Here is an 11,855-nt window from a genome sequence, read left to right on the forward strand (position 1 = left end):
AAGCCACGGGCACGCCTCAAGCCATGCGCGCCCCGCAGCCCCGCCCCACACGATGAAGCATGCGTAGAAAATCGCCCGCCGTGCCATTAAGGTGCGGCGGGCGCTTGTATACCAAGGCAACCTGCCTATAATGATGCAAGTCAAAAACGCCGAGCGCATCGCACGCACTTGCATCAGACATCCGAGAGGAGAAAACATACCCATGAAGGCACTCTACAATGACGGCTCGGTGGCCGAGCTCCCGCAGGACGAGGTCACGCACGTCATCCGCCACTCCGCCGCGCACATCATGGCGCAGGCCATCAAGCGCCTGTACCCCGAGGCCGACTTTGCCTACGGCCCCGCGACCGACAACGGCTTCTATTACGACGTCGACCTGCCCGAGGGCGTCAAGATCAGCGAGGACGACTTCCCCGCGATCGAGGCCGAGATGAAAAAGATCGTTAAGGAGAACCTTAAGTTCACCGTCTTTGAGAAGCCCCGCGCCGAGGCCATCGCCCTTATGGAGGAGCGCGGCGAGAAGTACAAGGTCGAGCACATCGGCGACCTGGACGACGACGCCCGCATCACCTTCTACCAGCAGGGCGACTACATCGACATGTGCGTCGGCCCCCACATCTGCTACACCAAGGCGCTGAAGGCCTTTAAGCTCACCGGCGTCTCGGGCGCCTACTGGAAGGGCGACAAGGACAACAAGATGCTCACCCGCATCAACGGCGTTGCCTTTGCCACCAAGGAAGAGCTCGACGAGCACATGCACATGCTGGAGGAGGCCAAGAAGCGCGACCACCGCAAGATCGGCCGCGAGATGGACCTCTTTATGATGCGCGACGAGGCCCCCGGCTTCCCGTTCTTCCTGCCCAACGGCATGATCCTTAAGAACACGCTGCTGGACTATTGGCGCGAGATTCACCGCAAGGCCGGCTACGTGGAGATCTCCACGCCGCTCATCATGAACAAGCAGCTGTGGAAGACCTCGGGCCACTGGGACCACTACAAGGACAACATGTACTCCACCGTCATTGACGACGAAGAGTACTGCATTAAGCCCATGAACTGCCCGGGCGGCGTGCTGGTGTACGCCTCCAAACCGCACTCCTACCGCGAGCTGCCCATCCGCGCCGGCGAGATTGGCCTGGTGCACCGCCACGAGCTGCGCGGCGCCCTGCACGGACTGTTCCGCGTGCGCTGCTTTAGCCAGGACGACGCCCACCTGTTTGTGCGTCCCGACCAGCTGACCGACGAGATCGTGGGCGTGGTCAACCTCATCGACTCCGTGTACCAGAAGTTTGGCTTTAAATACCACGTTGAGCTTTCCACCCGCCCCGAGGACTCCATGGGTTCGGACGAGGACTGGGCTCGCGCCGAGGAGGGCCTGCGCACCGCTCTGGAGCAGCTGCACATGGACTACGAGGTCAACGAGGGCGACGGCGCCTTCTACGGCCCCAAGATCGACTTCCACCTGGAGGACTCGCTCGGCCGTACCTGGCAGTGCGGCACCGTCCAGCTCGACTTCCAGATGCCGCTCAACTTTGACCTGGAGTACGTGGACGCCGACGGCACCAAGAAGCGCCCCATCATGCTGCACCGCGTGTGCTTTGGATCCATCGAGCGCTTCATCGGTATTCTGATTGAGCACTTTGCGGGCAAGTTCCCCACCTGGCTGGCTCCCGTGCAGGTTAAGGCGCTTCCCGTCTCTGAGAAGAGCCGCGACTACGCTCACGAGGTGTGCGCCAAGCTGGAGGCGGCCGGCATCCGCGTGGTCTGCGACGACCGCGACGAGAAGATTGGCTACAAGATCCGCGAGGCCCGCAGCATCGACCGCGTGCCCTACATGCTCATCCTGGGCGAGAAGGAGGTCGAGGCCGGCAACATCTCCGTCCGCGATCGCTCCAACGAGACTGTTCAGATGAGTGTTGACGAGTTTGTTGCGAAGGTGACCGAGGAGATCGAGACTCGCGCCTAAGGCAAGCTGCACAACAATTAACAAAGGCGACCGTCCACACAGGGCGGTCGCTTTTTTTCATGCCGAAATAAGAAAGCCGCTGGTTGAGCGGCTTTTTTTGTTGCACAAAAAGGTACAGGTTTTTGTAGAGGGGTATGGAGATGTACCTACTAGCAGTACATTTTGCGTAATTTGGGCAAACGCTGTTTTATTGCTCGTATAATGTCATCTGTCGAAAGATACAAAAACCTGTACTTTTGCGACTGCGCCTAGCTGCGAGCGAGAAGCCTGTTCTAAACGCCCCTGCATTTGCGTGCATCGCAAAGCCAAAAGAGGGGGGGCGAGAACATGGAACAGACGGCACGGCGCCAAGAGCAGCTGCCGGGCGCATTTAACGGCGTCACCACCAACAGCCAGCACGGCCGCGTCCGCTGGTATCTGGTTCACACCCCCCATGGAAAAGAGCGCGAGACCTGCGAAAAGGTCCGCCGTATTATTCCGCACAACCTTATGCAGGACGCTTTTGTGATGCAAAAGGAGTTCTGGTTTAAGCGGGACGGAGCCTGGTCGCTCCAAACCAAACCCATGTACAAGGAATATTTCTTCGTCGCTACGCACGATGCCGCCGCGCTCGATAGGGCTTTGGCCCAGTTGAGCTTTGGCTGTCGCATCGCCGGCAGTAGGGAGCGGGCGTACATGCCCATGCCGGACGATGCACAGGACTGGTACCGCAGCGTGTTGGACGACGGTGTTGTGCGCAACAGCGTAGCGCGCATAGAAGACGGCGTGTTGCACATAGAGCAGGGTCCCTTGGTGGGGCAAGAGGCCCGCGTTAAAAAGATCGACCGCCATAAACGCTGGTGCCTGGTAGACGTGGGCGAAGGTGACTCCGCATTTAGGGAGCTGCTACCGCTCGACGTTCCTAGCAAAACGTAAGGGAGACGTCGCACCAGCTATTCGTTCGCATTTTTGAATTTACCGATTGGGGGATCCCTGGGGAACGGGGACGTAAGTTTGACTGTGACTGCTAAGGAAATGACAGAGAGCTGTGCATCAATGGGGGATGCACTAGCTATTAAAGAGATTAAGCCGAGCGGTACGCTTGGTTACCGCTTTATTAAGAGGCTGTTTGATCTGGTGTTCAGTCTTTTGATGAGCGTACTGCTGCTTATTCCTATCGCCATCGTGTGCGTGCTCATTAGTCTCGAATCGCCCGGCAGCCCCATGTATACGCAAGAGCGCGTCGGCAGAGGCGGAAGGACTATCAAGCTTTTTAAGCTTCGTAGTATGGTCGCCGATGCTGGCGATGTACAGAAGTATCTGAGTCCCGAGCAGCTACATCAGTGGGAAGTCGAACGCAAGGTTGACGATGACCCTCGTATTACCAAGATTGGTCAGTTTATTCGTAAGTGCTCTATCGACGAGATGCCTCAGTTCCTGAACGTGCTTAACGGCGATCTTTCCGTTATTGGACCGCGTCCCATTACAAGGGATGAGCTTGAACAGCACTTTTCCGACGAGGAAAAGGCTGAGCTGCTCTCTGTTCAGCCCGGTATTACTGGTCTTTGGCAGGCAACCGATCGTAATGAGGCAACCTTCGAGAGCGGCCTGCGCCAGAAGATTGAGCTTCGCTATGTCCAAAACCGTTGTTTTGCGATGGATTGGAAGTGCTTTACTGGCACTTTTGGTGCCATGTTTGGAAAGAAGAGAACGGGACGATAGATGCAGACAAACTTTTCTTCTTCTTACAGTGTGTTGATGAGCATTTACAAAAAAGAAAATCCTGCCTTTTTAATTCAAGCTTTAGACAGCATGCTGAATCAAACGGTTTCTCCTGCCGAGATCGTCATGGTCAAGGATGGTCCGCTTACGCATGAGCTTGAAGACGTGCTCCAAGATTATGACTTCCTGCATCCCGGACTGTTCAATTTTGTTTCGTATGAAAAAAACCATGGACTTGGGTATGCACTGCGCCAAGGCATCCTTGCTTGCTCTAACGAAATTGTTGCACGCATGGACACTGATGATATAGCTCGTCCGGATCGTATGGAGAAACAGCTTGCCGCTATTGATAGTGGTCTCGATATGGTCGGAAGCGATGTTATCGAATTCGTCACGACTCCCAATGAACCTGTTGCGTCCACAGATCTTCCCAAGGGCATCGACGCTATACGTTCTTATTCCAAAAGGCGAAATCCCTTTCGTCATCCTCCTATGACGTTTAGAAAGTCGAAAGTCATGGAGGCTGGTAACTACAGTTCCGATTTTCTCTACTTTGAGGATTGGGACCTTTTTAACAGGATGCTCGCATGTGGCTGCAAGGCGGATAACCTGAAGGAACCGCTTGTTGCGATGCGCGTTAGTGGGGATTTCTATGCTCGCAGGGGGGGCTCGCAGTATCTTAAGTACGCTAAAGCATTTAAGCGTGCTCAAGTTGAGCGTGGCTATTTCACAAAATGCGATTATATCTGTTCTTATTTACCGCATGCCGTCGTCTGTCTGATGCCAAATTCCGTTAGAGCGTTGATATATCGTTTTGTTCTCAGGAGGTCTTAGATATATGGCTTCTGATGTTGCTAAGCCTCTGGTTAGTGTCATTGTCCCCATGTACAACGTGGGTATGTTCGCGCTTCCTTGCGTAAACTCATTGCTTGGTCAGACTTATTCGAATATCGAATATATTATTGTGGATGATGGATGTACTGATAATACTATTGATCTTATTGAAGATGCCGTTGGATCAGACACGCGATTTAAGATTTTGCATAAGGAAAACGGCGGTCTTTCTTCTGCTCGTAACTTTGGTACTCAAAGGTGCCACGGCGATTATGTCATGTATGTTGATGGGGACGATTTGATTGATTCGCGAACTGTTGAGTTGATGGTCGAAGCGGCTGACAAGTATCAAGTTTCGCTCGTTATCGGCTCCTTTGCGAAGACGCCTGTTCTTGATAACTATAAGATGGGGCAGAATGTAGAATTCCATGTTGAATCTGGAATTGAGCATTTACGAAAATTACTTTTATTAAGCGGTGAGAGCGGCTCTGCGTGCGGAAAGCTCTTTGAACGATCTCTTATTAACGACCTTGTCTTTCCTGAGGGGCAGCTCTTCGAAGACATGGGCGTAATTGCTAAAATTTGTTCCAAAATTCAAAAGGTTGCATTCTCTGATGCGTGCTTTTATGCATACGTGACGAGACCTGGTTCCATTACAACGCTCAGAAAGCAGGGTTCCAAGCATGCTAAAGACATGGACAGGACTATTGAGACTGTTCGACGATTTGCCGGGTCTGAATTTCAGGGCGAGTTTGAGTGTTTTCAATCATTCTGTACGCTTCGCGTTGCAATGAGGGTTGATCCGGACGGATTTGATAGTAAGGCTGACGCCCAGAAATATTTGAGGAATGCTCGAGGGCTTGCCTGGAGGGCGTCGAGGAACCCATATGCTTGTTCAAAATGGAGGTTACGCTGTGCTCTCTTTTCTATCTCTCCTAGGGTTCATAACGCTTTCTATGCGTTATATGCTGCAATTTCTGGTAAGGCTATCGGGTAACTCCTGTGATAAAAGGTTGATAAGGTGAGTTTTTCTATTAGCGCGTATCTGTTTAACGTTACTGAATGCCATGGCAGCTTTTTGTATAACATCTATTTTCAAGATGTGTTTAACTGCTGTGTTGGTGTTTTCGACGTGGTTTCGACCGGAGGTAAATCGACGGTTTACAAACGATATGCAAAGCAGGTGTAGAGATGCCAATCTATTTCATTGCCTTTGTGTCCCATATTGCATTGCTATATTTTTCGGTAAAGATACCTAATAAGCGCGTCAGTTTTCTTCTAGCGGTTATCGCGGTTCTCCCCCTTTGTTTGGTGGCGGGGCTGCGCGATGCATCTGTCGGTACCGATACCTCGGCATATCCTCTCAGGTGTTTTTACGCCTCGCAGTATTATTCGCTCACAGGTGCTATGGGTGCTTGCTCAGATCAAGAGCCGCTATTCGTAATTCTCTTCTGGATCCTGGGGAGACTGACTGGTGATTTCCACGCTGTTCTTTTTCTTTGTGAAGCCATCGTTCTCCTTCCCTATATTTTAGTTGTTAGGAAGTTGTATCCTCGCGGGTATCCTGTCGTAGGTTTCTTTCTTTGTTTCGTTGTGTTCGGTTATACGTTAAACATAATTAGGCAATGTCTTGCTACTAGTATGCTCGTCATGATGCTCTATGAGCTGTTCCGTGAGAAGCGCGTCCCCGCTATTGTTTATTTGGCTCTTGCAGTTGGCTTTCACAAAATGTCTATCATAGGACTTTTAATTTGGATTATTTATATTTCATGCTTCAACCGCAGACAAGAACGTTCATACAAGACCGTTGCACTTCTTGCATGCGTTGGCGTTATCATTTTTGCTATTTGTGTGATTATGATTGGACCGGATGTAATGGAACTCGTGTCTCTATTTACGTCGTCATATAGCTTTCAGATCAAACACGCTGGAATGGGCTCATTTAATATCACAATGCTTATTTATTTTCTATTTTGCCTTGCTATATGGATGTTGGGTAGTAAGGGTTTGACCACGAGCATTGATCGATGGACACTTAATTTTTATACGAGCTGTGGCATAATTTCTTCCTTATTCGCTCAATTTGCAAGCATCAGTCCTGAGCTAATTCGACTCAGTTTCCCTTTTCTTTTCATTTCAGGTTTGGTTTACCCCTTTTTATCTGAAAACCTTGGTAGAGAGCGGTTTCTAACTGGAACTCTGGGCTTTTTATTTTTCGTGTTTTATTTTGTCATTACGTTTGTATATGGCGGCAGCTGCGATCTTTTTCCGTATTCGTCGGCGCTATTAGGAGTTATTTATGCATGACGAAACGCCTGACATCAGTATTGTTGTACCGGTATATAACACCGAGCGTTTTCTTCCCGCTTGTCTGGAATCTATTGATATTCAAGGGACCGGCTCTTTTGAGGTGATTCTTGTGGATGATGGTTCCACCGATGGATCTCCCGAGATTTGCGATGCTTATTGCGATAAGCGTGAGAGAGCCTTCGTTATTCATAAGGACAACGAAGGTCTTCTCGCTGCACGTCGAGACGGTCTTCGTAAGGCGAGTGGGCGTTATATTCTTTCGCTCGACTCCGATGACGCTCTTCTTGAAGGCTGCATCAAAAAGGTATGCGATGTAATTGCCTCGACTGGTGCTGATATCATTTCATTTGACTTTACCATGGGATTGATGCCTATTAAACCCTCGTTAAAAGTTGATATCTGTTCTGGTATGCATACGGGCGAATCTTTTGATGCTGTTAAAAACCTGTTGTGCGGATGCGATTTCAATAGCGTTTGGAATAAGGTCATTCGGAGAGATTTGTTTGCCAGTGATGAGTGGTACTCGAAACGAGTTGGCCTTATGCACGGTGAGGATCTTTGTCAACTTCTTCCTGTTTTCGATATTGCAAAGAGTTTATTTCACATTGACGAGCCGCTTTACTACTATCGTCAGCATGGCGCTAATAGTACGAAGCAGTTTAAAGAGGATCAGATAACTGATTGGAGCTTTGTAAGCGACGAGTTGATTCGTTATGCGAGTGAATGGTCGAGCGATTCAGTAAAAAATGCCAAAAGGGGTATCTGTCGACACTATTGTGATCTTGATGAAGTTCTTTGGCATTGTGAAGTGGATAAAGAGGTGAAAAGGCAATTTGATAAAACAATTAAAAGCGAGTATCAGAGTCGAATCAGCAATTGTCCGGACTTAGTTCATAGTCTTGTTTTGTCAAATTGCAGTATCGTTTCTTTTTCTGCTCGGCACTTACTAAGCTGCTTTAAATGTCTCCGTCGTCTATTTGTATAATGCAGGTCATTATTGCTTTTTTCTAATATATTTAGTTGGAGCATTATTAGTCCTGACCGAGCTTGTCCTTAGCTTTCAATTAAGTGACAAGAATTTACGATTGAACCGATATCAAAGGTTCAGTCTTGTCGTGCGGTGTATTCATTCCTTGGGCTTTAGTTATTTCGGTCGATGCTTAGAAGCTGGTCTTTGCACGTTTTTTCAAAGAAGTTCTCCAACGCCCCCATGGTCTGGATGAGTCAATAGACGCTTTCGTTTGTGATTTATTGTTTGTAGTCTATTCCTCTATGGGGTGCCGTCTGCGATTGGTCTTGTTGATTGCATGTTGGGGCATCATAACTTAAATGTCCGAATTGATGGAAGCGCATATTTATTCGACTTTGAAGATGGGAGGAGTCAATTGTTGCATATTCTTAATTTAATTAAGAAGGCTATAAAACTTCTACTTTCTAGCCCTATTTATGATGGCTTACTTAGGTTATGTCGTCGTTCCGATTCTATATCCTATGCGTCTAAGGCGAAGCTTAGCATGGTTTCCAAGAGACCATCCAATATGTTCATGCCTATTGTTTTTAAGGAAGGCATATCTTACGACATTTCTATTATTGTGCCTGTATACAACGTTGAAAAATACCTCAAACCTTGCCTTGATTCCATTGTGACACAGGAGTTTTCTGGCAAGTTTGAGGTTATTATTGTAGATGACGGGTCTAAAGATGATTCTGGCGTTATAGCCGATTCGTATGGACTAATGCCTAATGTTCTTGTAATTCACCAAATAAACGGCGGCCTTTCCGCAGCACGTAATGCGGGTCTTAGAGTTTCTCGCGGTAAGTACATCATGTTCGTGGATTCTGATGACATGATCGGGCCAGGGTATCTTGAGGATATGCGGAGCAGACTCGATGAAACATCTGCGGATTTCGTTACATCGACTTTTAGATATATGTCTGATGATGGTTTGCTTGGCAAGATAGAGAACGATAGAGCTAGTTGGATGGTGCCGTGGGGCAGACTATATCGTCGTGAAGTCTGGAATCGACTAGGTTTTCCCGTTGGTGCATGGTACGAAGATCTGATTCATCCGGTATGGATAGATTGTCGCTTTAACGATGAACCTTGTTATGATTTGAGTGGCTATTATTACCGAATCCGTCCTGGATCCATAATGCAGTCTACCCCTACGAATGTTAAAGGGCTTGATTCGTATTGGGTTCTTGATGAGTTGATTTCTTTACGTGCAGAGCTGGGGATTAATTATAGTCAGGAAGACTTCAATCGCATTTTTCCTTTGTTCGGACCGCTCTTGCTTGGGAGAACTGTCGCTCTGGACAACTGCGCTCGTAAGATTTTATTTGCTTGTTGTTGTGACACGTTCAATTCAATTGATGAGTTCAGCAGGGTGAGTACTTCGATGAATGGTAGATGGAAGGATATTGAGAAGGCTCTGCGCACTTCGGATTACAGCCGCTATCTTCTCGCATCGCTTTCTCTAGCTGCTGATGGGGTAACTGGACTCAGCCTTTCAGATGCTATTCATATTTGGGTGAACAGGAACAGATAAATAATGAAGATTGGAACGATTACTTTCCACGGTGCTTTAAATTTCGGGTCTGCACTTCAGTCTTATGCGCTTCAAGAAGTCTTGAAAGGCATGGGGCATGAGGTGCGAATAATCGACTATCGTTCTCGTGACTATGAGCAATATAGGTTTTTCCAACCTCGCCACCCGAAGATGACGCTGCGCGCAATGCGCTGTTGGCGTAAGCAGTCGTCTAGAAAGGCTGCATTCGCGGAATTTTCTAAAAAGTATTTCAGGCTTACAAAGAGACCGTATTTCTGGAAAAAAGAAAGTGATATGTACGAACTCGCTGAGCAGTTTGATTGTTTTATTTGCGGAAGCGATCAAATTTGGAATCTCGATTGCACACAAGGTGTTGTTGGCCCCTATTTCCTTTCATTTGCCGGAGATAGTCGACGAGTTGCTTACGCTCCCAGTCTTGCTCATACTTTCTTTAGACCGGAGAATTTTGATGAGCAACTTGTATCCGATTTACTTTCAAGATTTGATTTTTTGTCTGTTCGCGAGGAGGAGACGGTTCCGCTATTTCAGCCACTTGTCGATACGCCTATCGACGTTGTTTTAGATCCCACACTTTTGTTGGAATCCGATGACTATACCGACATGGCATCTAAAGATGTCTTGCAAGGTGAATATATTTTCATGTATCTTTTGCGTGAATGTCCTGAGCTTATCGAGAGCACCGTCGCGATGACGGAGGCAACAGGCATGAAGGTGGCTTATATATCTGAGAATAATCTAGATATCCCAAATTCAATTAACCTGTTTGGCGTTGGCCCTGAAGAGTTCGTTTCTCTTATCGCACACGCAGACCTCATCGTTACCAATTCCTTTCATGCAACTGTATTCTCTGTTCTCTTCCATAAGCCCTTCCGCGTATATGCAACAGATAAGTCTGGTGCGCGTATGCGCGACTTGCTGGGCAATATCGGGCTGTCTGACCGTTGCGTCAACGTTATGTGTGCCGACGATGTTCCTCCTTGTGACTGGGGTGATGTGGACTCTCTTCTTGATTCTCTGCGTGAGCATTCGTGGGCTTATCTTAGAAAGGCGCTTTCGTAATGGGAGAGACAAGCCGACTTATCAAAAATACCGGCATTATCGCAGTTGGCGGCATGGCAACAAAGCTCGTGTCGTTTCTTCTGCTTCCGCTCTATACATCGGTTCTTTCCACTGCTGATTACGGCACCGTAGACTACATCAATACTATTGCTTTATTTTGCGTTCCTGCGGTTTCGCTGCTTATGGATGAAGCGCTGTTTCGGTTTCTCATTGACTGCCGTACCGATGAGGATCGGTCTACAGCCGTGACAGCGTCATGCGCTGTACTTCTTGCCGGATGCGTATGCTTTGCAGTCATGGCGATTCTGGTATGGTTGCTTTTTGAGCCTGAAAATCTTGGCTGGGTCGTGGGACTTGTTGTTGCTGGCGCGCTTCTGCAGATGGCTTCTGCTGTCCTTCGTGGTTTCGGGGATACCGTGGGATATTCCGTCATGAACTTTGCCGCGAGTGCTTTTACCATTTTGCTCAATGTTCTCTTTATCGCCGTTCTTCGCTGGGGCGTTGTGGGTATGCTATCTGCAACGGTCATTGCGCAGGGCGGTGTTGCTCTCGTGTTCATGGTAATGCGGAGGCTCTGGCGTTATATCGATCCGTCGGCTCTCTCTATCTCCTATGCTTTAAACCTTCTACGGTATTCATTTCCGCTCATCCCTAATAAGGTTTCCTGGACTATTAATAACTTGCTGGACAGGCTCATTATCATGAGTACGCTTGGGCCTTCTGCTGCCGGCGTGTATGCAGTGTCGTACAAGTTCCCCGGTATCATGGATCAGGTGTATGGCTTTTTCTATCAGTCTTGGAAGGAGAGTTCAGCTCGAGCCCTAAACTCTGATGAGGATGAGTCGGCTTTCTATAACTCTGTGTATCGGGCGCTAAGGCGTTTCATGATGAGCGTCGTTCTGCTTATGTCCGCGCTTATGCCTCTTGTGTATGGCGTCCTGATTAAGGGTTCATTCGGCGAGGGCATGTTGTATGTACCGATATTGCTCTTGGCGACGTACTTCAGCAATATTTCCGGTTTTTATGGCGGTATCTTCACCGCACATAAAGAGACTGGAATTATGGGAACCACTACTGCGGTGTCTGCTGCTCTTTGCGCCCTGCTGTGTGTCTTGTTGATTCCACGCTTTGGTCTATATGGAGCGTCTTTTGCAACCCTCTTGGCGATGATCGTGGTGAATGAGTACCGCAGGATTAAAGTCGCTAAGTTTGCGAAGCTTGTCGAAGACCGGGCTGAGCAGATTCTGACTTTGGTTTCAATTCTTGGAGTGTTCGCCTTTTATTATCTGTCAGCCTACGGTGCTGGCTTTTTGAGCGCTATTGCCTGTCTTGCAATTGCGTTGGCTTTTTTCGGTTATATGAATGCGGACATTCTGCGCAAGTTGCTTTCGGTTCATAAATAGGGGGGGTAACTG

The 11,855-nt window shown here is 48.5% G+C and carries 10 protein-coding genes; all 10 read left to right on the forward strand.

The genetic code is table 11. From position 1 onward, the window contains the following. Positions 1–202 precede the first annotated feature (202 nt). Positions 203–1,966, forward strand: coding sequence for a threonine--tRNA ligase (thrS, locus tag AAA021_RS03700; RefSeq protein ID WP_349088051.1), 1,764 nt, complete (start codon positions 203–205; stop codon positions 1,964–1,966). A 327-nt stretch (positions 1,967–2,293) separates the two neighbouring features. Beyond that, on the forward strand, positions 2,294–2,881 hold the full coding sequence (locus AAA021_RS03705; protein ID WP_349088052.1) for a hypothetical protein: 588 nt from the start codon (positions 2,294–2,296) through the stop codon (positions 2,879–2,881). Between the two features lie 99 nt (positions 2,882–2,980). Continuing rightward, a complete protein-coding gene (locus tag AAA021_RS03710; protein WP_349088053.1) occupies positions 2,981–3,667 on the forward strand; it encodes a sugar transferase in 687 nt (228 codons plus the stop codon). Then, the gene (locus AAA021_RS03715; RefSeq protein WP_195239705.1) at positions 3,668–4,501 is read left to right on the forward strand and encodes a glycosyltransferase; all 834 of its coding nucleotides are present in this window, start codon (positions 3,668–3,670) and stop codon (positions 4,499–4,501) included. Between the two features lie 4 nt (positions 4,502–4,505). Continuing rightward, positions 4,506–5,498, forward strand: a complete 993-nt coding sequence (locus AAA021_RS03720) for a glycosyltransferase family 2 protein (RefSeq protein ID WP_195239706.1) — start codon at positions 4,506–4,508, stop codon at positions 5,496–5,498. 194 nt (positions 5,499–5,692) lie between these two features. Then, the gene (locus tag AAA021_RS03725; protein WP_195239708.1) at positions 5,693–6,808 is read left to right on the forward strand and encodes an EpsG family protein; all 1,116 of its coding nucleotides are present in this window, start codon (positions 5,693–5,695) and stop codon (positions 6,806–6,808) included. Beyond that, complete coding sequence (locus AAA021_RS03730) at positions 6,801–7,796, forward strand: glycosyltransferase family 2 protein (protein ID WP_195239710.1); 996 nt, start codon at positions 6,801–6,803, stop codon at positions 7,794–7,796. Before AAA021_RS03725 ends, AAA021_RS03730 begins: the two co-directional genes overlap by 8 nt. A gap of 529 nt (positions 7,797–8,325) precedes the next feature. Beyond that, entirely contained in the window at positions 8,326–9,360 is a 1,035-nt protein-coding gene (locus AAA021_RS03735) for a glycosyltransferase family 2 protein (protein WP_195239712.1), read from the forward strand. 3 nt (positions 9,361–9,363) lie between these two features. Next, positions 9,364–10,440, forward strand: coding sequence for a polysaccharide pyruvyl transferase family protein (locus AAA021_RS03740; RefSeq protein WP_195239714.1), 1,077 nt, complete (start codon positions 9,364–9,366; stop codon positions 10,438–10,440). Continuing rightward, positions 10,440–11,843, forward strand: a complete 1,404-nt coding sequence (locus AAA021_RS03745; RefSeq protein WP_195239716.1) for an oligosaccharide flippase family protein — start codon at positions 10,440–10,442, stop codon at positions 11,841–11,843. The genes AAA021_RS03740 and AAA021_RS03745 overlap by 1 nt, the downstream gene beginning before the upstream one ends. Positions 11,844–11,855: the final 12 nt, after the last annotated feature.

It is taken from the genome of Collinsella sp. CLA-JM-H32 (assembly GCF_040098165.1).
Taxonomy (GTDB): Bacteria; Actinomycetota; Coriobacteriia; order Coriobacteriales; family Coriobacteriaceae; genus Collinsella.

Bases quoted from the DNA above. Each gene is read 5' to 3' on its own strand.
- AAA021_RS03725 (WP_195239708.1), top strand. From the start codon at position 5,693: ATGCCAATCTATTTCATTGCCTTTGTGTCCCATATTGCATTGCTATAT.
- AAA021_RS03705 (WP_349088052.1), top strand. From the start codon at position 2,294: ATGGAACAGACGGCACGGCGCCAAGAGCAGCTGCCGGGCGCATTTAAC.
- AAA021_RS03710 (WP_349088053.1), top strand. From the start codon at position 2,981: ATGACAGAGAGCTGTGCATCAATGGGGGATGCACTAGCTATTAAAGAG.
- AAA021_RS03735 (WP_195239712.1), top strand. From the start codon at position 8,326: ATGGTTTCCAAGAGACCATCCAATATGTTCATGCCTATTGTTTTTAAG.
- AAA021_RS03745 (WP_195239716.1), top strand. From the start codon at position 10,440: ATGGGAGAGACAAGCCGACTTATCAAAAATACCGGCATTATCGCAGTT.
- thrS (WP_349088051.1), top strand. From the start codon at position 203: ATGAAGGCACTCTACAATGACGGCTCGGTGGCCGAGCTCCCGCAGGAC.
- AAA021_RS03730 (WP_195239710.1), top strand. From the start codon at position 6,801: ATGCATGACGAAACGCCTGACATCAGTATTGTTGTACCGGTATATAAC.
- AAA021_RS03740 (WP_195239714.1), top strand. From the start codon at position 9,364: ATGAAGATTGGAACGATTACTTTCCACGGTGCTTTAAATTTCGGGTCT.
- AAA021_RS03720 (WP_195239706.1), top strand. From the start codon at position 4,506: ATGGCTTCTGATGTTGCTAAGCCTCTGGTTAGTGTCATTGTCCCCATG.
- AAA021_RS03715 (WP_195239705.1), top strand. From the start codon at position 3,668: ATGCAGACAAACTTTTCTTCTTCTTACAGTGTGTTGATGAGCATTTAC.